This is a genomic window from Paenibacillus sp. FSL R10-2771 (genome assembly GCF_038000205.1).
GTDB lineage: Bacteria > Bacillota > Bacilli > Paenibacillales > Paenibacillaceae > Paenibacillus_AQ > Paenibacillus_AQ phytohabitans.
The window spans coordinates 6,345,924-6,368,145 of record NZ_JBBOBM010000001.1 but is presented as its reverse complement, the minus strand read 5'-3'; the positions used below and the strand labels follow the sequence as shown (position 1 = coordinate 6,368,145).

16 protein-coding genes are annotated in these 22,222 nt (G+C 53.7%); 9 read left to right on the top strand and 7 right to left on the bottom strand.

Annotation, left to right across the window (positions count from 1 at the left end):
- Positions 1 to 18: 18 nt before the first annotated feature.
- Both NSU14_RS27415 and NSU14_RS27410 read left to right on the top strand, forming a co-directional pair.
- Positions 19 to 4,998: a DUF4132 domain-containing protein gene (locus NSU14_RS27415; RefSeq protein WP_340947921.1), complete on the top strand. Its 4,980-nt coding sequence runs from the start codon at positions 19 to 21 to the stop codon at positions 4,996 to 4,998.
- 123 nt (positions 4,999 to 5,121) lie between these two features.
- Complete coding sequence (locus NSU14_RS27410) at positions 5,122 to 5,268, top strand: hypothetical protein (protein WP_340947920.1); 147 nt, start codon at positions 5,122 to 5,124, stop codon at positions 5,266 to 5,268.
- A 281-nt stretch (positions 5,269 to 5,549) separates the two neighbouring features.
- On the opposite strand, the gene NSU14_RS27405 is transcribed toward NSU14_RS27410, so the two are convergent.
- The gene (locus tag NSU14_RS27405; RefSeq protein ID WP_340949004.1) at positions 5,550 to 5,714 is read right to left on the bottom strand and encodes a DUF3502 domain-containing protein; all 165 of its coding nucleotides are present in this window, start codon (positions 5,712 to 5,714) and stop codon (positions 5,550 to 5,552) included.
- A gap of 109 nt (positions 5,715 to 5,823) precedes the next feature.
- Here NSU14_RS27405 and NSU14_RS27400 point away from each other — a divergent pair, with 109 nt between their 5' ends.
- The 3 genes from NSU14_RS27400 (at position 5,824) to NSU14_RS27390 (ending at position 6,998) form a co-directional block, all read left to right on the top strand.
- Positions 5,824 to 6,276, top strand: a complete 453-nt coding sequence (locus NSU14_RS27400; protein WP_340947918.1) for a helix-turn-helix transcriptional regulator — start codon at positions 5,824 to 5,826, stop codon at positions 6,274 to 6,276.
- 127 nt (positions 6,277 to 6,403) lie between these two features.
- Complete coding sequence (locus NSU14_RS27395) at positions 6,404 to 6,763, top strand: nuclear transport factor 2 family protein (protein WP_076247264.1); 360 nt, start codon at positions 6,404 to 6,406, stop codon at positions 6,761 to 6,763.
- 37 nt (positions 6,764 to 6,800) lie between these two features.
- On the top strand, positions 6,801 to 6,998 hold the full coding sequence (locus NSU14_RS27390) for a DUF4177 domain-containing protein (protein ID WP_042133716.1): 198 nt from the start codon (positions 6,801 to 6,803) through the stop codon (positions 6,996 to 6,998).
- Positions 6,999 to 7,364: 366 nt separating this feature from the next.
- On the opposite strand, the gene NSU14_RS27385 is transcribed toward NSU14_RS27390, so the two are convergent.
- From NSU14_RS27385 to NSU14_RS27360, 6 genes are all read right to left on the bottom strand, one after another.
- Positions 7,365 to 8,150, bottom strand: a complete 786-nt coding sequence (locus NSU14_RS27385) for a spermidine synthase (protein WP_445670068.1) — start codon at positions 8,148 to 8,150, stop codon at positions 7,365 to 7,367.
- Complete coding sequence (locus NSU14_RS27380) at positions 8,122 to 9,618, bottom strand: response regulator (protein WP_340947915.1); 1,497 nt, start codon at positions 9,616 to 9,618, stop codon at positions 8,122 to 8,124. Before NSU14_RS27380 ends, NSU14_RS27385 begins: the two co-directional genes overlap by 29 nt.
- A 51-nt stretch (positions 9,619 to 9,669) precedes the next feature.
- Positions 9,670 to 11,481: a sensor histidine kinase gene (locus tag NSU14_RS27375; protein ID WP_042133719.1), complete on the bottom strand. Its 1,812-nt coding sequence runs from the start codon at positions 11,479 to 11,481 to the stop codon at positions 9,670 to 9,672.
- A 25-nt stretch (positions 11,482 to 11,506) separates the two neighbouring features.
- On the bottom strand, positions 11,507 to 12,340 hold the full coding sequence (locus tag NSU14_RS27370) for a carbohydrate ABC transporter permease (protein WP_042133722.1): 834 nt from the start codon (positions 12,338 to 12,340) through the stop codon (positions 11,507 to 11,509).
- 2 nt (positions 12,341 to 12,342) lie between these two features.
- Entirely contained in the window at positions 12,343 to 13,236 is an 894-nt protein-coding gene (locus NSU14_RS27365) for a carbohydrate ABC transporter permease (RefSeq protein ID WP_042133723.1), read from the bottom strand.
- Positions 13,237 to 13,404: 168 nt separating this feature from the next.
- A complete protein-coding gene (locus NSU14_RS27360; protein ID WP_039310194.1) occupies positions 13,405 to 14,757 on the bottom strand; it encodes an ABC transporter substrate-binding protein in 1,353 nt (450 codons plus the stop codon).
- A 292-nt stretch (positions 14,758 to 15,049) separates the two neighbouring features.
- Here NSU14_RS27360 and NSU14_RS27355 point away from each other — a divergent pair, with 292 nt between their 5' ends.
- From NSU14_RS27355 to NSU14_RS27340, 4 genes are all read left to right on the top strand, one after another.
- The gene (locus NSU14_RS27355) at positions 15,050 to 17,587 is read left to right on the top strand and encodes a beta-mannosidase (protein WP_340947914.1); all 2,538 of its coding nucleotides are present in this window, start codon (positions 15,050 to 15,052) and stop codon (positions 17,585 to 17,587) included.
- Between the two features lie 323 nt (positions 17,588 to 17,910).
- Positions 17,911 to 18,048: a hypothetical protein gene (locus NSU14_RS27350; protein WP_179093599.1), complete on the top strand. Its 138-nt coding sequence runs from the start codon at positions 17,911 to 17,913 to the stop codon at positions 18,046 to 18,048.
- Between the two features lie 183 nt (positions 18,049 to 18,231).
- Positions 18,232 to 20,385 (top strand): alpha-galactosidase, encoded by a 2,154-nt coding sequence (locus NSU14_RS27345; protein WP_042133728.1) that lies wholly within the window; start codon positions 18,232 to 18,234, stop codon positions 20,383 to 20,385.
- A gap of 1,465 nt (positions 20,386 to 21,850) precedes the next feature.
- Positions 21,851 to 22,195 (top strand): hypothetical protein, encoded by a 345-nt coding sequence (locus NSU14_RS27340; protein ID WP_039310202.1) that lies wholly within the window; start codon positions 21,851 to 21,853, stop codon positions 22,193 to 22,195.
- Positions 22,196 to 22,222 lie beyond the last annotated feature (27 nt).

Sequence of the window (22,222 nt, the reverse complement as noted above, 5' to 3'; positions counted from 1 at the left end):
TAGAAGGGGGAACAGGATATGGCGGTAAGTAAAACTGAGGATCTGGAAGCACAATGGTATGCGGAGATGGAGAATAAGGCCAAAGGGCTGGATGAAGAAACATCGGGTCTTGCGTCTGTCGTTATTGGACTCAGCCGTTTGAATTATTATGGAGGCCAGGAGGACGAGAGCAAGGCGTGCATGGAACAGCTCAGGCCACTGGCCGGCGGCAGGACAGAAGGATTCTATGAACCGCTGCTGACGGCTGTCAGGAAGCTGTTCAGCCCGTATACCGCAGAAGTGATGACTTACATAGTGGAGCATTGTACGGAGTATCCGTACAGCAGGGGATACGTGCGCAGACCTTACCGTACCCGTAATCTTGAGCTGCACAGCGCACAAATTCTGAGCAAACTGAGCTCGCTGATCTTCATGGAGCGGCAGGGTTTCGTCCTTGGAGAGTATCTGCGCAAAAAGGACAACGATACGGATTACAATGTGAGTTACCGCTTCAGGCTGGTCTTAAGCGATGTCATTGCCTATGAGCTGGACCGTGAGGACAGCAGCGGTATGCTGGACGACCTCAAGGAAATGGTCTACGGCGATAACCAGGCAGCGGTGCTGAGCTACGAGGTGATCAAGGGCGTATTCATGAGTCACCGGAAGGAAGCTGTGGTGATGCTGGGCGAGCTGCTGCTGGCTGCCAAGCTGCAGGAGGGGCTGCGCCAATCGCTGGTGGAACGGATGGATGAAGGAACTCTGGATAACAATCTGTACGTGCTGAAGCTGATTCTGGACAATGATTTCATCCGCTACAGCTCTGTCGTGCGCGCGCTGGGCGTGTGGACGGGCATGGGGCTGGAAGCCCAGAATCAACGGGTGGCCAAGAGCCTGATTGAAGGCGCATACCTGGTGCTGCAGGATGAAGCGGTGCGGGCAGCATGGCTGGAGGATGCGAACGCCCATCATGTCTACCTGAGCCTGTGGGCAACAGCTGTGCATGAGGAAGAGGATCTCTATGGACGGATTGGGGTTCTGATGGCCGGAGGGCAGCTCTATCAGAAGATTGTGGCCCAGTATGTGCTGGCGAACAGCCAGAACAGCGAGCTCCGGCTGGAGAGCGCCCGGCAATCTCTGGAGGAGCAGGACCTGGAGCTGCAATACTGGGTTCTAAGCAACTATAGCTACGGCTACAGCAGGCTGTGGAGACCGGACAAGAACGGGCCCAAGCTGGAGCTGCAGCGTTCACCGCAGCTGGGGGAGAAGGCGGCACGAGAGCGGGATTTCACTGCCCTCAAAGCGATGTTCCTGCGCACTCCCCATCGTGAATTAACCGGGGAATCCAAAGTGCTGGATTTCGTCCAGGTGAACTACACCCCGGAGCTTCCGGTGCGCAAAATGCTGTACCTGACCGCGTATGATATGGACAGCGCCTGGATTGCCGAGCTGATTGCACTCAAGGATGAGTTCTCGCCGGATCTGCGCGGCGAGCTGCTGGCCAGCTTCATTAGCGACCCGCTGAATCCGGTGCAGCGTGAATTCGTGTTCGCCAGCCTTGGCGATAAAAGCATGAAGAACCGTGAGCTGGCCCTGGAGCAGGCCAAGGAATGGACACTGGATGCGGAGGAACTGGTGCAGGCCGAGGCGCTGCTGAAGCTGAAGACCGGATCGCTGCGCCAGAACGTGACCCGGCTGCTGCTCAGCCAGCCGGATTCGGCGCTTGAAGGCAGCATCCAGCGGCTGCTGCAGGAGAAGAACAGCCTGCAGCGCCTGGCCGCGCTGGAGATGGTGACGGTGCTCTTCGAGGATGAGCAGCGCAGCAGCCTGTATGAGGCGGTGCGTCCACAGGTGGAAGCGATTGCCGAGCCTGCGGCGAAGGAACGGGAGCTGATCGCGAAGCTTAGCCGCAGGAATGAATATACGGCGGCGAGCGGGTTCGGGCTGTTCAACCCGGGGGAGACGGAAGCATGGCTGACCGGGGGGCCGCAGCCCGGAGAATTCAGCTGGGATAAGGTGTTCTCCCTGCCGCTGGAGGAGATCAGGACCTTCCTGCACGGGCTGGATGAGCAGATTCATGGACAGCGGGACACGGAATATGTCAGCGAATATTATTCCGGCCAGAAGGAGACGCTGCTGGTCGGTGCGGTGCTGCGCACACTGAAATGGACTATGGCTAAGGACAGGGACAAATCGGCTTCTCAACTGGAGGAGTATCCGCTCCATGAGCTCTGGTCCGCCTATCTCCAGCAGAGCGGCTGGAATCCAAAGATGCTGCTGGAGCTGAACTTCTACAACCAGCTGGATGATCTGGATGGAACGATGGAGAGCTATTACCGGTACTACAGAGGCTCTATGGATTATAGGGAGCTGAAAAAACATAAGCTGCTGGAGGGCTGGAGAGCGGAATTCACAGAGCAGGTATATCCGCTGCAGACCATCAGGGATGTAGCAGAGCTGTTTGAAGGGCTGCGGTACGGCAATCAGGTGAAGACTCTTATCGGGGCTTTCTATGCAGACAGTGACAAACTGGATAACTTCAGCCTGGCCGCCGGGGCGCTGAATGCGCTGATGGCAGCGATGCCGGAGGATAAGCTGGAAAGTGAGCCGGCGCTGCTGAATGTGCTGGCCCAGCCATGGCTGAGGATGATGCGGGACCGGGCGGACGGGCCGGAGGATTTCAAGGAGCTGTTCAGATCCTTGTATGTCTTCGACCGGATGAACCCGGAGGATGCCGGCACCAGGCTGGAGCTGTACGATTATCTGAAGGCTTACGAAACGGGATTAATCGGTGAAGGTGAATTGTACAAGGAGCTGCTTGCCGGCCATGACAACCGTCATCACATGCGCACCCTAACCGGCCGGAATGTGGAGTGGATTGACGACAGTGAGCGGGTTACCCGAATCCGCACCGTATTGATTGACCGTCTGCTGGAAATCGAGCTGGCCCGCGGGGAGCTGCCGACCGAGGTGACCCCGCTGGTGATGGGGCTGCAGCGGATTCAGGGAATGGAGTATTTCATCCGTATTCTGGCGGGGCTCGACAAGGAGACCTTCATCCGGGGTTATGTATATGGCTACGGCGACAGTATCACGAAGAAGGAATCATTCAGCCATCTGCTTAAGGTTAGCCATCCCCGGGAGGGTGAAGACTCTGCACTCCTGCGGACGCTGCTGAAGGATTCCGGTATCACGGAGAAGCGGCTGCTGGAAGCCGCCATGTATGCGCCGCAGTGGATTGAGATTATCTCCGGCTATCTGGATTGGGAAGGCATCCGCAGTGCCGCGTGGTATTTCCACGCCCATATCAACGAGAGCTTCTCGGCGGAGAAGGAGACGGTGGTGGCGCATTACTCGCCGATTACCCCGCAGGACTTCAATGACGGCGCTTTTGATATGAACTGGTTCCAGTCGGCGTATCAGACGCTTGGACAGAAGCGGTTCGATCTGCTCTATGACTCTGCGAAGTATATCTCCGCGGGTGCGAACCACCGGCGCTCCCAGCTGTTCGCTGATGCCACCCTTGGCAAGCTGAAGCTGGAGGAAATGAAGCAGTCTGTGGAACAAAAGCGTAACAAAGACCATCTGCTCAGCTACAGCCTGATTCCGCTCCGCAAGGACCGGGAGCAGGATATCCGGGAGCGCTATGAGCTGATCCAGCGCTTCCTCGCGGAGAGCAAGAAATTCGGCGCGCAGCGGCGGGCGAGCGAGGGGCTGGCGGCACGGATTGCCCTTGGCAATCTGGCCCGCAATGCCGGATATGCCGATGTTACCCGGCTGATGTGGGATATCGAAGCCCGCAAGCTGGATGAGCTGAAGCCATACTTCGAGCAGCACGCGCTGGATACCGACACCTTCGCCCAGCTGGTCATTGATGAGCAGGGTCAGAGCGAGCTTGTCATCACCAGCAAAGGCAAGGTGCTGAAATCGGTGCCTGCCCGCCTGAAGAAGGATGCCTATATCGAGGCGCTGAAGGAAACACGGAGCGAGCTGACGGCCCAGTTCCGCCGGGCGCGCCTGGAGCTGGAGCGCTCGATGGAATCAGGCAGCAGCTTCACGCTTCAGGAGATTACCGGGCTCAGCCGGAATCCTATTCTGGCGCCGCTGCTGCGCGGTCTTGTCCTGAAGAGCGGCAGCGCACTGGGTTACTTCGCGGCCGTTCCGCCTGCGCTGGAGAATCCTTCCGGAGCGCAAGCTGCTCTTACGGATAAGGATGAGCTATTCATCGCCCATCCGCTTGATCTGTATAACAGCGGGCAGTGGAGCCTGTACCAGAAGGATCTGTTCGACCGGCAGCTCAGCCAGCCGTTCAAGCAGATCTTCCGGGAGCTGTATCTGCCGAATGTGGATGAACTGGCGAATGGCGGCGTATCCCGCCGCTATGCCGGCCATCAGGTGCAGCCGCGCAAGACGGTTGCACTGCTGAGAGAACGGCAGTGGACGGTCAGCTATGAAGAAGGGCTGCAGAAGGTATTCTATGGCGAGAATCTGATTGCACGGCTCTACGCCATGGCGGACTGGTTCTCCCCGGCGGATACGGAAGCACCAACGCTGGAGACGGTCGAGTTCTTCGACCGGACTACGTATAAGAACGTCATGCTGGATAAGGTGCCGCCCCGCCTGTTCTCCGAGGTGATGCGCGATGTGGATCTGGTAGTGAGCGTAGCGCATGTGGGAGGCGTCGATCCGGAGGCCAGCCTGACGACTATAGAGATGCGCCGGGTGATCGTCAGTGAGTCCCTGCGTCTGCTGAAGATCGGCAACGTCCGCGTGGACGGCAGCTATGCCCGGATTACCGGGACGCTGGGCGAATATGCAGTGCATCTGGGCAGCGGCATGAGCTATAAGCAGGCCAGCGGGGCGCTGCATATTATCCCGGTCCATTCGCAGCACCGCGGCCGGCTGTTCCTGCCGTTCCTGGACGAAGATCCGCGCACGGCGGAGATTCTCTCCAAGGTCGTGCTGCTGGCTGAGGATACGAAGATTAAAGACCCTGAGATTCTGGCGCAGCTGAAAGCTTAAGCAGCTGAGTAGGGGGTGAGTCGTGCGGCTGAGCCTATGCTTCAGCTGTAGAGAACCTATAGCAGGTATGCAAAAAGCACCGGCGCTGAAACAGAGCGCCGGTGCTTTTTACTATAGTGTAAATTGAACAATACCCAAAACGCGGATAACTCCGAAGAAGCGGCTAAAGAAGCCGGGAGCAGCATTGGCAAGGGCTTGACTGCGGATGTGACCGTGGCTGTGAATGCGGGTGTAGCCGGATATAGTTGGATATTGTCCACTTGCTTATGAACGGAGGGACCCTTGCCGGGCAACAGTTGGATAATCAGCACTTAATAGGCTGCAAATAGATCAGAGCAGGGGAAATGCATGAAATTAAATGACGTTTCTCCAACTAATACCCCCGACTCCCTGAAAACACCCAAATTAAGATACGTTTATCCAATTAAAAATGCTGGGGGGATGCTCCCTGTGACCACCATTTTATAAAACTGCTAATTTTAATGGGAAAGTAACAGGGAACGGTGTTAGCCCCCGGAGAAGGCCTATCGCCGTTCCCTGACATTCGCAGCTTACTGTTTGTTTTTCAGAAACTCGGTCCACTGGGCAGTGATCTCAGCCTCTACCTTCTCGATGCCTGAGGCTTTGAGCTTGGCGATATAGTCGGGAAGGACTTTGTCCGGATCAACCGCACCGGTCTCCAGGGCAGCTTCAAACTCATTTTTGACGGCGTTGATGTTGGCGGGGCTTCGGCCTTGATCTTATCCTCACAGTCTCCTGCATATCACGGGCATTATCAAAACCTCCGTTAAGGAGATTAACCATAACAGTGTTGTTCCGCTGAATGTGGAGCTGAGCACGCTCAGCCGCCAGGTGCTGGAGCAGGAGACGCTGCAGGAGACCGCTGAATTATTCGGCAGGGTATGCCGGGATATCCATGATCAGCTGGACCAGACGGGCAGCGGCAAGAATGCGGCTCTGATGGACGCGATTAAGGAAATCATTGAGATGAATTATAAAGAGCCGAACCTCAGCCTGCAGGGAATCGCCGCTATGCTGCATATGACACCGGCCTACGTCGGCAGAATGTTCAAGCAGAGCGAAGAGGTATCGGTGAGCGAGTATCTTAACGATATCCGCCTTCAGCATGCCCAGACTTACCTGGAGACGAAGAATATCAGCATCAAGCAGATTATGGAGCTCGTCGGATACGTCAATGAGAGCACATTTTTCAAATTGTTCAAAAAAGCCTTCGGCGTTACCCCCAAGGAATACCGCCTGAAGCGGTCGCTGGAATAGGCTGCATTCCCTTGCGGAATCCCGGTTAGCGCTGCGTCTCCTGCAGAACGGACCGGGCTTTTTGCTGTCTGGAGAGGATATTCCGGTGCCCATCCAGAATAGTAAATGTAAAAAGGAGGGAATTGATGTGACAGCTAAAGAATTGCTGGCAGACCATATCTGCGATCTCGAGGAGCAGCTGCTGAGCAATGAAGTGCGTACGAATCCTGAAGCGGTGGCGCTGCTGATCGCAGATGATTACACTGAATTCGGAAGTTCAGGCAGGGTATGGCGGAAGCACGATCAGGTTGGCGAAGGGGGAGCAGGTGAGGTACGGATGACCTTGAGTAACTTCGAACTCCATACGTTGTCTGAGGAGGCTGTCCTTGCGACCTACCGGACCTTCAATGAAGATTCCGGCATTCACTGCCTGCGCAGCTCGGTCTGGAGGTTGCTTGAGGGACGCTGGCAGATGTTTTTTCATCAGGGGACGCCTGTGAAGGATTAACATGCTTAAGTAGAAAATTACAACAGGAGGAAGATCAATGTTTGAATACAAATTTGTACAAATGAAAAAGAAGAATACTGGATTTCTCCAATTGCCAACGGAGAATTATCAGGAGATTATACATACGCATGCAGCAGAGGGCTGGCGGTTCGTTCAGTTCGTTATCATGCCCAGCGCCCAGGCTGTGGGGTTTCCGGAATATTATGAGCTCATTTTTGAAAAGAAAATGGAGTAGGCCTATTCAGCGGCTGATCGAGTGGTGCGAAGCGGAGCCGAACGGACTCAAGGTGGAGTTCGGCCACAAGCGTATCCCTTCAATGGGCGGACATTTCTCCCCCGGCAGCGCCTGCCTGCGAGTACCTAACGTGGAGTGGGCAGTATTTAGTTGTATTTCCTGCAGTTAAAAGCGGCGGAAACCCGGAGTTTACGGGCTTAACTGTATTCTGTGCAATTAAAAATAGCGGTAAGCCTTCTTTTATGAAATATGAGGATTTTTAATTGTAGAAAATACAACTAAAACCTTCGCAGCGCAATAATCGCTCGTTTTAGTTGTACAAAATACAGTTAAAGCTAGGGCGGCGCAACTCCGGTCATAGGCCAACTACCGGCGGTCCCGGATCACATGCCCAAGCTCCGGCGTAATTTCGCTGAATCCGGCCATGTGGCGGGACTGATAGGTGACTGGCCGGCTGCTGCCAACCATAATAATGTTGCGGAGATCGGCGTTGCCTTCTGCCGGGAGGGCGAAGGTCTTAGTGTGGGGATACACCTCGTTAAGCGTCGTGTGGATCGCACTAATCAGCCGGTCGTTATCGCTGCGGCCCATCAGGTTCATGATAATCGCGCCGTGTCCGTGCAGCTTATCCCGGGTAAGCCCGAAGAACTCCAGCGAAGTGAAATGCGCCGGTGTTCCGGCAGCGGTGAAGGCATCCAGCAGAATGTAATCATAGCTCCGGTCTGCTTCATTCTCCAGCAGGCTGCGGCCGTCACCGATCAGTACATTGTCCTGACTGTAACCAAAGCGGGTTCGGCTGTATTCCACAACCTGCTCATTGACCTCAGCGACCTTAAAGCGCTTCTCCGCAAAATACCCGGCAATCGTTCCAATCCCGTGCCCGATCAGGAACACATCCTCGAAATAAGGATCGCCCGCCTCCATCAGATGGATCATCGCCCGCGGATATTCAAAGACGACCCGGCGGGGATGCTCCAGATCCAGCGCGCCTTGAATCGCTTCACCCGAGAGCTGCAGCACACGGAACCGTCCGGTCTCGCCATACAGCTCGGTTGTATCATATACCTCGATTTCCTGAGAGTCATGTGTAGTTCGGGACAGCGGATGCAAGTGATCAGACTCCTTACACAGATGAGATTCGTTTATATTCATTCGGCGTGACACCGACAACTTTTTTGAACAGTTTATTGAAATAGGCGGGGTCGGGATAACCGACTTCGGTGCCGATTTCATGGATTTTGAGGTCCGGGGCATTCTTCAGCAGCTGCTTGGCCTTGCGGATGCGGATTTCAATTATATAATCAGTCAGCGTGAGGCCGGTCTCCTGCTTAAACAGCTTGCTCAAATAGCTTGGCGTAAGATACACCATCCCCGCAAGGGTGTTCAGATCTGCGTGCTGGTTATAGTTGGCTGAGATCCAGCGCTTGATGGTCTCGACGGCGGTACCGGACAACTCCAGCCGGTGGGCACGGATACTGCTTAGGGCAGACGACAAGGAGGAAGCGAACAGCTTTTCCATATCTGCAAAAGCCAAACAGCTCTCCAGCTGTTCCTCCAGCGCCATAGTTAATCCGTTACGGTAGACCGCTTCGAATTCCTGCACTTCCTTACGGGCAAGCTCTTCCATCTCCCGGCACATGCGGAGAATCTGCTCGGGATAAGCACACTGCGATGCAAGCTCCGAGAATAGCTTATGAATTCCTGCAAGTACACCCTCGACATTGAGGATCTGTAAATCATGGACCAGCGGTTCACGATAAGGCGCAAAAAGCTCAGACCCTGCCTTATCCGGCAGGATGAGCTCTTCAATAGTAACATAATGCAGCGGCCGGGATTGGTATATTCCGCAGTCACAGGCATGTTTGGCTTCCAGATAAGCCGTTCTGAGCCTGGCTGCATCCGCGTAGGAGCGGCTTATGCCCACATGCAGAGTATGCCCTGCACTGGCAGCCTGCAGATATCTGCGGATCTCGCTTAATTCAGCAGATTCCAGCGGCTGCGCAGAATACCAGATCCAGACCTGCAGTCCCTGGCGGAGTTCCAGCACATCGAATCCGTTATCCTTCTCTTGCCGCAGACTGTCTGTACAGGAGCAGACGGTTTCAGGCGAGTCTCCTTTGAGGACAAACACCGAGAAATAAGGCTGGGGCAAAATAAGGCTGCCGATCAGCACAGCGGAGGGCTCTTCAATATGCAGCATGGAGAGCAGCATCCCGGAGCGGTGCCGTTCTTCCTTCTCACGCAGCAGCGTGCGTTCCTTATCCAGGCTGTAGAGCACGTCGAACAGCTGCTCTTTATTGATCGGCTTCAGCAGATAATCTACCGCCGAGCTGCGGATGGCTTCCCGGGCATAATCAAATTCAACGAATCCGCTCATCAGCAGGGAACGAATATGGGGATGACTGGCTTTGAGCAGACGGATCAGCTCAAGACCGCCAATCTGCGGCATACGGATATCGGTAATCAGGACATCGAACTGGAGGGCAGGCAGCGCATCCAGCAGCTGTTTGCCGTCAGGATAAGTGCGGATGACGGCGAAATCGCTGCTCTCCTTGCTGATCATCCGGGCCAGACCTTCGCGGATCAGGACTTCATCATCTACGATCACAATACGCAGCAATCCGGATATCCCCTTTCAAAAGACATAATGTGCAGGTTGCCCTGTTTCCGGTTAATCTTCAATACGGTGGGAGAGATTCTCGATTCTTAGAATGACACGGGTGCCTTGGCCGGATTCGCTCTCTACACGCAGTCCATACGGGCTGCCGTAGTCCAGGCGGAGCCGTTCGTTCACATTGCGCAGGCCGATACCGAATTTCTCGCCGTCAGCTCCCCCCGTCAGGGTATGGTTCAGCGCGCGCAGCGTACCTTCATCCATGCCGACACCATCATCCTCCACGCAAAATACAGCTTTGCCCCCCTCTGCCCAGCCGGTGATGCTGATGGTGCCCGGGCCTTCCTTGGGCTCCAGGCCATGAAAGACGGCGTTCTCGACGATCGGCTGGAAGACCAGCTTAATGACCGGGAAGCTCAGCAGAGCATCCGGCACGTCAATCTTCAAGCTGAATTTGTCCGGGAAACGGATTTGCAGCATATCCAGATAATTACGGGTGTGATCAAGCTCCTGCCCGATGGTCACCATCTCCTCGCTGCGGACAATCCCGTAACGCATCTGCATCCCCAGCAGGTACGTCAGCTTCGCGACCCGGGGATCATCACTGCCTTCAGCCAGCATGCGGATGGATTCAAGCGTGTTGTAGATGAAATGCGGATTGATCTGGTTCTGCAAGGCCCGCATATCGGCTTTTTGCTTGCGTTTCTCCGTCAGCTTCACTTCCTGCAGCAGGTCCTTCACGCGGATGATCATCCGGTTGAAGTGGCTGCCCAGCATTCCGATCTCATCATTGTACCGGGGATGCAGCCATACCTCCAGATTGCCATGCTGCACCTGCTTCATCAGGCGGACCATGGATTTCAGCGGCTTCGTCAGGGCATGGGAGATGAAGGTGGCTACAATCAGGGCGAAGGCGATTATCGCCAGCGTGGTCAGCACCTGCGCGTTACGGGTTTTCTCCACTGGTGACAGTATCCGCTCCAGCGGGATAGAGACCATTGTAGTCCAGCCGGTCTTGGCCGATACAGTATATACCGCGAGATATTCCTTGCCGTCCAGAGTGATCTGGAAATGGCCATCGGGTCCGTTCACCTGCTGCAGGAACTTGTCCGTATACTTCTCCAGCATGCCGGACCCACCGCCTGAATCATCCGGGCTGGCGTACATCATTTCCCCCTTGTCATCAACAATCAGGGTACTCCCCTGGGTGACTGCATTGACCGGGTCCACGATGCCCTTGAACAGGCTGATATTGATATCGAACACAATAATGCCGATCTTCTGCAGCGAGCTGACCGAACTGACGGTACGCAGAATGCTGAATACCTCCCGGTGATCCCCCGCATTTACACGGATCATATGCCTGCCCTGAACTATGGAAGCTACGCCGGACTCGGTGAGACTCTGCCACTGCGCCAGACGTTCTTCCGGGAACAGCTCGCTGATGCCCGAGCTTTTGTCATAATAGACGGAGCCGTATTTATCCACCAGGTATACAGCAACAATCTCTTCTTTCGTATGGTTCAAATAGCTTAGGAACATGGACATGCCCGTATTTTTTTCCCAATCGGTCTGCTCCTGCTCCAGATAGAACTGGACATCGGTATTGTAGAGCGGGAGCGCAGTGTACCTCTTCAGGTCGGCTACATAACGGTCGATGGTATCCGAGGCGCTGTCTGCCATCTGTCCGGCGCTTGCTGTTGCATTAACCAGGACGGAATTGAAGGTGGAACGGGACGATAGATAACTGACATAAGTGATCGGCATGGATATCAGAAAAATAAACACGACAATCAGCTTGCGCTCCATAGGCAGATTGGCCAGGAACAGCCAAAGGGTACGCGGAAATCTCCGGATATAGGATACCACTGTGTTGTTCCTTTCCGTACATCCCCTATTTCACCGCGCCGTTCGTTACGCCTTCAAAGATATAACGCTGCAGGAAGAAGTAGAGGATGACTGTCGGCAGCAGGATCAGCAGGATCGCCGCACAGATCAGGTTCCACTCGCCTGAATTAACCCCCTGGAAACGCATGAGGATCGTCGTTACAACACCCAGGCTCTGCTTGGGCATATAGAGGTAAGGGATGTACATGTCATTGTAAATGCTGATCGTCTTCAGGATGACCAGGGTGGCCGTCGCCGGTGTAAGTAGCGGGAAGATGATCGAGCGGTAGATTTTGAACAGGGAAGCACCTTCAACCATGGCATTCTCGTCGAGATCAAACGGAATATTGCGGATGAACTGTAAATAGAGAATGATCTGGATCACATCGGCCCCGATATAGAGCACAATGGGAGCGCCGAGCGTGTTGTAGAGCCCCATATTTTTGATGATGCCGAAGGTGGCGACCTGGGTGGTGATGCTCGGAATGATGGTGGCCACGAGATATGCACCGAACACAACCGGCTTCAGCTTAAAAGAGAAGCGGCCCAGTACATATGCCACCATTGTGCCAAACAGAATGTTCAGGGTCAATGTAATTATAATAATGACGAGTACATTGCCGAAGCCGCTGAGCAGCCCGCCGCGCTGGAAGACAGCGATGAAGTTGTCGAAGTTAAGGAAGCTGTGCGGCAGAGCCATAGAGCTGCTGCTGTTGAACTCATCTGTGGATTTGAACGCATTGACGATCACGACATACGGCGGGAACAGCACTACGAATACGCCGATGAGCAGCGTGAAATATTTGAACAGGTCTTTGAAACGCAATTTGGAATGTTCCATGGCTACTTATCTCCTCCCCGGCTAAGAACCAGCTGTTGAATCAGCAGTACAATGACCACAAAGAAGAGCAGGATAACGCTCATGGCCGAGGCCAGGCCGTAATTGTTGAAGGCAAATGCCGTATCCACCACGCGCTGGACATACGTCTGGCTGGCGCCCGCTGGGCCGCCTTTGGTGAGTACGAACGGAAGGTCGAAGACTTCGAGTGCGCCGGTCACGGTCAGGAACAGATTGAGCTGAATGACGGCCTTCATATTCGGCAGCGTAATTCTCCAGAGGGTCTGCATCGAGTTTGCACCGTCAATCTTCGCAGCTTCATAAATATCACGCGGAATGGCCTGCAGGGAAGCAATATAAATGACCATATTGTAGCCCATGAACCGCCAGAAGCCGGTGGAAGCGAGCGCGTAGTTCACCAGTCCTTCAGTGCCGAGCCAACTGGTCTGTCCGAGGCCGGTCAGGCCGATGCTGTTCAGGAACAGATTCAGTGAACCGTTGGTAGTGTCGAAGACATAACCGAACATGAAGGCGACAGCGACACCATTCATAATGTAAGGCAGGAAGAGCATGATGCGAAAAGCATTCCGGCCCCGCAGCTTGCTGTTCAGCACAACGGCGAAGTAGATCGCCACTATATTCTGAACGAGACCCATGACGAAGTAGGCGAAGTTATGGGTGAATACTTTGAAAATATCGGGAGTGTTAAACACCTCGCGGTAATTATCGAGGCCGACCCAAGGCTTCTCGGGGCTGTAGCCGTCCCAGTTGGTGAAGCTGTAATAGACCAGCTTCAGTGCCGGATAATAAGTGAACGTGGCGAGGAGGATCAGCGGGATCAGCAGAAAGGAGACTATGATAATAGTTTTCTGCTTGTTATAAGACAGTGTTCCGAACATCGCATACCCTTCTTTCGTGAAAGCTTAAGTGGGATTGACGACAAAAGGGATTATCCATGAAGGCAATAATCCCTTTTGCGCCGGAAGTTTAGTGCATCTGGCTGCTTAGTGCAGCAGGGTAAATCATTTTATTACCTTGAAGCTAAAGCTCCACTTTGTGGGGTTATTTTAGTAGCCGAGGTCTTTCTTGGCTTTGGCCCAGGCTTTATTCCATTTGTCGAAGACGGTTTGCGGATCTTTGGCAAGCACGAACTCTTGGACCATAGCAGGCAGGTCGAGCTGTGCTTTGTTGGTGATTTCGGTAACCTTGGCGTCATCTACGGTACCTTCCTGCAGGACTACACCCGTCGACTGGAATTCCTTAAGCTGAGTCAGCTTGGATTCTTTGCCTTTGAGCGGGGAGATGAAGCCGGCGAAGTCCTCGTATCCGGATTCTTCGATCATCCATTTCACGAAGGCCTTGGCAGCATCGACATTCTTGCTGTTCTTAGCCACGGCATAGAAGAAGTCCGGGCTGAGCGGAGCCGTCAAAGTGCCCGAGTTGTCATAAGGAAGCGGAAAGAAGCCTACGTTATCGGAAGTGGTACCCGCACCGATCACCTGATTGATGACCCAGTTACCCAGGAAGTACATGGCGAATTTACCCGATGCGATGTCTTTCTTGGATTGCTCCCAGTTGGTGGAGTTGATGTCTTTTTCCAGGTAGCCTTTTTCATTCAGCTCTCTGAGCAGACCGAGCGCTTTGCCGTATCCGTTGTCCATGGTGAACGGAGCATCTTGTGTCAGCTTCTCATTCGGGAAGTCAGGGTTGCCGGCAATCACGCGGGGAACAGCATATACCCAGTCATTAAGCGGCCATTTGTCTTTGAAGTTGGAAGCGAGCGGAACGACACCTTTAGCTTTGAGCTTCTCGCAGGCCGCGAGGAATTCATCCCATGTCTTCGGAACTTCGGTGATTCCGGCATCGGCGAAGGCTTTTTTGTTATAAACAATCCCCGAAGTGGAGTTCCCGGTAGTGATCCCGTACAGCTGGCCGTCAAAGGATTTGAAATCTTTGAAGGTGAGCTGGTCATTCAGTCCGAGATCATCGAGTGAGGCGAAATATTTAGGCAGATCGGAGTTCGGAATGTTAGGGACGAACATCACGTCAGGCAGCTCGCCGCTGGCCATTCTAACTTTTGCCTGCTGGTTGTAGTCGGTTTGGGAAGCTTCGAATTCTACCTTGATGTTCGGATATTTCTCATTAAAGCGCTTAACATATTCGTCATACTCTTTGCCGATCATGTCGGTTCTGTTGGTCAGGAAAATGATTTTGCCGCTGATGTCAGCGCCGCCTGCCGCTGCAGGTTCAGTAGCAGGTGCAGCTGTTGCCTCTCCGGCGGCAGTCTCAGGAGCGGTGGTTGCTGCCGGCTCATCTGTAGCCGTCGCTGCGTTGTTATTGTTGTTAGAACCGCAGCCTGTCAGGGATAAAGAGAAGATCATGATGATAACAAAACATAACGAAAATAACTTATTTCTCATTGTGTAGTCCCCTTTTCGTTTATTGTTAGCGTTTACATGATTATTATAGCGCTAAAGTATCCAATGAGAAATGTATTCATTTATTATTTATTGTCTTTATTTGTTCTGTTTATAAGATTATAATTAAGTTATTGCTAACAATAAAATAACAAAATACAATGAGGGTAATTAAAACGTAGGCTATTCAACTTAAAGCTTATGCTATTAAAACTTAAAGTGTATACTTCCGATGCGGGTTCTGTACGGAGCAATCTCAGGGAAGTGTACGCTCACAAAACTTTTAGGAGGACTTATGAAACAGCTGCACATCAACCTGACGAACTGGGAATTTAGAGCCTGTGGAGATGAAGCCTGGCTTCCGGCGGCCGTACCGGGAACGGTACATACGGATCTGCTCCGGAATGGAGTTATAGATCAGCCCTTTTATGGAACCAATGAACATGACCTGCAATGGATCGACAAGAAGAACTGGGAATATAGAACCGTACTTACATTAGAAGAGAAATGGCAGAAACTGGCGGTTACGGAGCTGGTATTCGCCGGACTGGACACGTATGCAGATGTATATGTGAACAATGTGCATGCTCTGTCCGCAGATAATATGTTCCGCTCCTGGACCGTGAATGTGAAGGGCCTTCTGCAGGCTGGGGAGAATGAGATCCGCATCGTATTCCGCTCGGTGGTGACCGAGGATCTGCCGAAGCTGGCACAGCTGGGCTATGATCTGCCTGCACCGAATGACCAGTCCGAGCTCGGCGGGCTTCAGGAGCAGCGGATCAGTGTGTTTGCCCGCAAAGCGCCGTACCACTATGGATGGGACTGGGGCCCAAGATTCCTGACCAGCGGCATCTGGCGTGAAGCCGTGCTGGAGGGCCGGGACATTGCGGTCATTAAGGATCTGTACATCCGCCAGAATGCGGTGAATGCACAGGAAGCGCGGCTGACAGCTGTAGTTGAAGTGGATGCTCCGGAAGCTTGGAGCGGTATGCTGCGGGTAACAGCTGAAGGGCAGGAATGGATGAAGGCAGCTTCGCTGGTTCCGGGCAATCAGGTGGTGGAGCTGGAGCTGGTCATCGATACGCCGCGCCTGTGGTGGTGTAACGGGCTGGGTCTACCTGAGCTGTACCAATTCCGTGCAGAGCTGCTGGAGGGAGAAGAAGCTGTGGCCGTGTCGGAGGTTACGACCGGACTGCGGGAAATTAAGCTGGTCCGTAAGCCCGATGAGCGCGGGGCTTCGTTCCATTTTGAGCTGAATGGTGTGCCGGTCTTCGCTAAAGGATCGAATCATATTCCCAATGATAGCTTCATAACTGAGGTTACGGAAGAACGTTACCGCCATGAGATTGCTACGGCGGTGGAATCCAATATGAATATGCTGCGTGTGTGGGGCGGCGGATTCTATGAAGAGGAAGTTTTCTACCGGCTGTGTGATGAGTACGGCCTGCTGGTCTGGCAGGACTTCATGTTCGCGTGCAGCATGTACCCGGGGGACGAGCCGTTCCTGAACAATATCCGTGAGGAAGCGGTATATAATGTCCGCAGATTGCGGAATCATCCTTCTATTGCTGTATGGTGCGGGAACAATGAGATTGATTCGGCCTGGTCGCAATTCGAGGAGAATATGGGCTGGGGCTGGAAGGAGAAGCTGAGTGCTGATATCCGTGAGACCTTATGGGCCGCGTATGAAGAAATCTTCCACAAGATTCTGCCTGAGGCTGTTGCCGCGAATCATCCGGGTGTGGATTATTGGCCTTCCTCACCGCTGCGTGAGCTTACCCGCGGTCAGGATCAGCATGCTACGCGGATTATGGGCGAAGGCGATATTCACTACTGGGGAGTATGGCACGGAATCGAGCCATTTGAGAACTATAACCTTAAGGTTGGCCGCTTCATGAGTGAATATGGCTTCCAATCCTTCCCGGAGCTGAAGTCGGTGCTCAGCTATGCAGAAGAAGCGGATATGGAGCTGGAGTCCAAGGTGATGCTGGCCCATCAGAAGAACGGACGGGGTAATCAGCTGATCAAGGAATACATGGATATGTACCTGCCGCAGCCTAAGGACTTCAGAGGCTTCTTGTACATGAGCCAGGTGCTTCAGGCGGAAGCGATCCGCATCGCGATTGAGAGCCATCGCCGGAACAAGCCTTATTGCATGGGCACGCTGTACTGGCAGATGAATGACTGCTGGCCGGTAGCTTCCTGGGCGGGTATGGATTATTACGGACGCTGGAAGGCGCTGCAATATACCGTGCGCAAGTCCTTCAAGGATGTGCTGCTGTCCATTGACGGTACGGACGGGGATACGCTCAAGGTTCACGCTGTCTCCGACCGGCGTCAGGCGCTGGACGGCGAGCTGGTGATCCGGCTTCATGACTTCAGCGGCGCGCTGCTGCGGGAATGGTCGCAGCCGGTAACGCTGGCTGCGGATTCGGCAGCGGTGGTATTCACGCTGCCGGTTGCTGAATTGCTGGAAGGCCGTGATCCGGCACAAGTGCTGCTGGTGGCTTCCCTGCTGGAAGGCGGACAGGTGCTGGAGCGGGGGGAGCATTACTTCGCGGCGGCCAAGGATATTCCGCTGAGCAAGCCGGTAATTACAGTGACGGAAGTGCCGGGCAGCGCCGGGAAGAGCTTCACGCTCAGCAGCGATGTGCTGGCTAGAGGTGTGCATCTGACCGTAGAAGAAGAGGGTATCTTCTCCGACAACTTCTTCGATCTGCTTCCGGGCGAGCCGAAGACGATAGAGTTTGCGCTCAGCGGAAGCGGTGAGGCGGACTTCACGCCGGCGGCTCCAACGGGGCTGGTGGTCCGCTCGATGGCGGATTATATCTAAATATAAAGCGGGTGCTACGCAATCCTTCACGCTGAATCGGATTCCGTCCCTTGATGGACGGGATGGCCGTTGCTACTTTAGGGAAGCGGGCAGGCTTGCGGACTGACAAGACCTTATTGTTTGAAATAAAGCATTATTTCCAGTCTTGCGGACTCAGAAGACCTTAATTCCCGCTCAGAAGGCCGTTTGGACGCTGAAGCGGTGCAATAGGGGCTTCTGAGTCCGCTTGGAAGGAAAAAGTGGCATTTTCAGCGAAATAACGGCTCTCCATTCCGCTTGGACTTGTCTCGTAGAAGCAGGCGGGGCTTGGTGAAGAACAAAGAATGCTGGAGAACGTGGAAGTGGAAGCAGCGGAAGTAGCAGAAGTAAGAGTGGCAGCAGTAGAAGTAGTAGCGGTAGTAGAAGTAGATCACCGCCGAAGACCGGTAAGACCGCCGAAGCTTAGGGTTATCGGTGGGTGACTGGGCGGAGTTCGGCTTATCGTTAGGTGAGAGGCGGAGGTTCGTGCGTGTTGTAGGCTGAAACAAATAGTAAATGGCAGATATTAGATATTAAATATTAGATATTAGATAGTAAGCTGCAGGTTGTAGCTATAGGTTGCAGGTTGCAGATAATTAATCCTTAGGAGAGAAGGAGTCAGGACCATGGCGATATGGGTTCAGGAAGACAAGGGGATATTCCACCTGCAGAGCACAGGGATGAGTTATGTGATCGGACTGGTGAATGGTTATCCAGCGCATCTCTATTGGGGAGGGCGGCTGCGTGAGGGCAGCAATCTGGACGGTTTGCTCCTGCCGGTGGCCCATGGCTCGCTGGACCGGCTGCCGCAGGAATATCCGCAATATGGAACCGGGGATTTCCGCGTTCCTGCCTATCAGGCCAAACTTGAGGATGGAACACGGGTCACTGAGCTGCGCTACAGCGGGTACCGCGTGACGGAAGGCAAACCGGAGCTTGCCGGATTGCCTTCCGTGTATGTAGAATCGCCGGAGGAAGCAGATACGCTTGAGCTTATTCTGAAGGATGATTACGCCAAGCTGACCGTGAAGCTGCGATATACGGTATATAAGGAACGGAATGTCATAGCGCGTTCCGTGGAGTTCTCCAATGACGGCCCGGATACGCTGCAGCTGCAGCGCGCCCTTAGTGCCTCTGTGGATTTCCCGGCGGCTGACATGGATATGATCTACCTGTCCGGTGCCTGGTCGCGGGAGGCCCAGATTACCCGCAGACGCCTGGAGCAGGGCAACTCTGCGATCCAGAGCCGCCGGGGAATGAGCAGCCATCAGCATAATCCGTTTGCTGCATTGGCCAAGGCCGGAGCCGATGAGAACCAAGGCGAGGTGTTCGGCTTCTCCCTGGTATACAGCGGCAACTTTGAAGCTGAGACAGAGGTAGATCCCTTCGGAACCACCCGGTTTACCATCGGTCTGAATTCCTTCGATTTCTCCTGGAAGCTGGAGCCCGGCGGGCATTTCCAGACCCCGGAAGCGGTTATGGTCTACTCGGGACAGGGGATCGGAGAGATGTCGAGAACGTATCACCGTCTATACCGGACCCGTCTCTGCCGAGGACAGTACAGGGACAAAGAGCGTCCGATTCTGGTCAATAACTGGGAAGCCACTTATTTCGACTTCAACACCGACAAGCTGGAGGCGATTGCCGCCGAAGGGGCGAAGCTCGGCATTGAGCTGTTCGTGCTGGACGACGGCTGGTTCGGCAAACGGGATGCGGATAATTCCTCGCTGGGTGACTGGGTAGAGGATCTGCGCAAGCTGCCAGGCGGGTTGGCTGACCTGGCGCAGCGGGTGAACGGCCATGGGCTCAAATTCGGCCTGTGGGTTGAGCCGGAGATGATCTCGCCTGATAGCGATCTGTACCGCAGTCACCCGGACTGGTGTCTGCATGTGCCGGGCCGCCGCCGCAGTGAAGCCCGCTGGCAGCTGGTACTGGATTATACAAGGGCTGAGGTACGGCAGTATATTTTCGAGTCGCTTAGCCGTATCTTCTCTTCAGTTCCGGTAACCTACATTAAATGGGATATGAACCGCTGTCTGACCGAGATCGGCTCGGCGCAGCTTCCGGCAGACCGGCAGGAAGAAACTGCGCACCGTTATGTACTCGGGCTGTACGAACTGCTTGAACGGCTGACGTCGGCATTCCCCCATATATTGTTCGAGAGCTGCTGCAGCGGGGGCGGCCGTTTCGATCCCGGCATGCTCTACTATATGCCGCAGACCTGGACCAGCGATGATACCGATGCGGTAGAACGCCTGAAGATTCAGTATGGAACCAGCCTAGTCTATCCGGCCAGCTCGATGGGAGCACATGTCTCTGCGGTGCCGAATCATCAGGTGGGCCGGTTCACGCCGCTGTCCTTCCGGGGAGATGTAGCTATGTCCGGCAACTTCGGTTATGAGCTCGATCTGACGAAGTTCACTCCGGAGGAGAAGGAGCTGGCAAAGGCGCAGGTGGCGAATTATAAGGAAATCCGCAGCCTGGTGCAGCAGGGCAATCTGTACCGGCTGGAGAGCCCGTTCGAGGGCAATGATACGGCCTGGATGTTCGTCTCGGATGATCAGCGCGAGGCGCTGGTCTATTACTTCCGGGTACTGGCCATGCCGCACCCGCCGCGCCGGATGCTCCTGCTCGGGGGCCTGAACCCGGACCTCGACTACCGTATTGAAGGCAGCGGCGAAGTCTACGGCGGGGACTGCCTGATGCAGGCCGGTCTGCTGCTGCCGGAGGTCCAGCGGGACTTCGTGAGCGGCTGCTACCACCTGAAGGCTGAAGGATAAACAACAGGCAGATCATAGGGAATAGGGGAAGCCGGGGAAACCTTGGCTTCCCCTATTCTGTATAGAAAGCTGTAGCATGTGAATAATTAGGGATGCGGCGAAGGGGACGTAGCAGAAGTAGCAGACGTAGCCGGATGTAGCAGATGAGGTAGCATTAGCAGATGAAGCAGACGTAGTAGCAGACGTGGCCAGAAGTAGCAAATGTAGCAGCAGTAGCAGACGTAGCAGCATTAGCAGTCGTAGCCAGAAGTAGCAAATGTAGCAGCAGTAGCAGATGAAGCAGACGTAGCAGTAGTAGCAGTAGTAGCAGATGAAGCAGACGTAGCCAGAAGTAGCAAATGTAGCAGTAATAGCAGTTGAAGCAGACGTAGCCAGAAGTAGCCAATGTAGCTGTAGTAGATGAAGCAGAAGCAGCAGAAGCAGAAGTAGCAGACGTAGTAGCAGTAGCCAGATGAAGCAGATGAAGCAGCAATAGCAGACGTAGCCGGATGTAGCAGCATTGGCAGTCGTATCCAGATGTAGCAAATATAGCAGCAGTAGCAGATGAAGTAGCATTAGCAGTCGTAGCCAGACGAAGTAGTATTAGCAGATGTAGCAGCTATACTCCCTTTGCCGTTATTTGATGGTTTTTGTAAGCTTCCGGTTGGATCTGGAATTAAGCAGGTTAACTGTAAACAGGCTGAACCTTATTTCCCGAGAACCGCGGCTGAGTCGGGCTAAATCTGCTGATAGATAAAACGCACTTAAGATTTGAACTTGAAGCTTAGCCGTCACTGTGGTGAACATTTGGACTTCCGGCCGCTGCCCGCCCCCAGATTTTTTGATTATTACGGCTGATCGCGGTGGAAATACGGTGACTGATTATGCTTTCGTAGCGAGCTTTCCTGCGGAAAGCTTTCAGGCGGGCGCTATCGCTCCTACAGTTCCAAATTTCCCCTCCGCTTCTTTCGCTTTTTGCCAGTTTATTTGGAGTAACCCATGTGCAGCGTGCAGCGGTTAATTGTATTTTCTGCAACTAAAGGTCGGAAAAAGAACCGGATTCCCGGGTTAACTGTATTCTGTACAATTAAAAATAGCGGCAGCACTTCTTTTGCGGAATTTAGGGATTTTTAACTGTAGGAAATGCAATTAAAACGCCCGCAGCGCGATAAATGATCGTTTTAGTTGTACGAAATACAGTTAGAACAGAGCTGGAGTAGAGCTGGAACGCTGGTCTAGCAGCGAACTGCTGCAATCCAATTCCAGTAAAACATTTGGTGTGAGTCCCGTGTGAGTCCGGTGGTAATGGGGTGTCGATCCGGAGGATTTCAGTTCATTTTACATAACTGTTAGCCAGGCATCGTTCGGGTTTGGCGTTACTTTCATGTTATATTCAGCTTTTTTCTTGCCGGAAAAGCTAGAATTATGTATAATAGCAATTATTATCGATGTGAATGTACGATATTCTGTTTTCGAAGGTGGTTTCATGGCAGAACTGGAAAACAGCGAGCAGAAGAAGAAGATGTGCCAGATCTACAATGAGATCTCCAAGGAATTGTTTGGTTTCGGGACGACCCTGCTCCGCGTTACTGTCGATCAGCGGGTCATTACCTTTCACGCCAAGCACCGCAGGTCTCCACGGTCGACCGCCCTGGAAGGGGAGGCGCCGGAGCTTAAGCAGGAAGTGGACTTCCGGATGTCACTGCTGTTTAAGAAGAGATTCAAAGAACGGCTTGAAGCAGAGATGGGCTTAACGATTGAGGTTCTGCTGAGGGATTATGATGCACCAACCGGATGGGCTTTTACCAATATGATATTGGCCGGTGAATGAAGCATTTCAGTCAATGAATTTTGAATA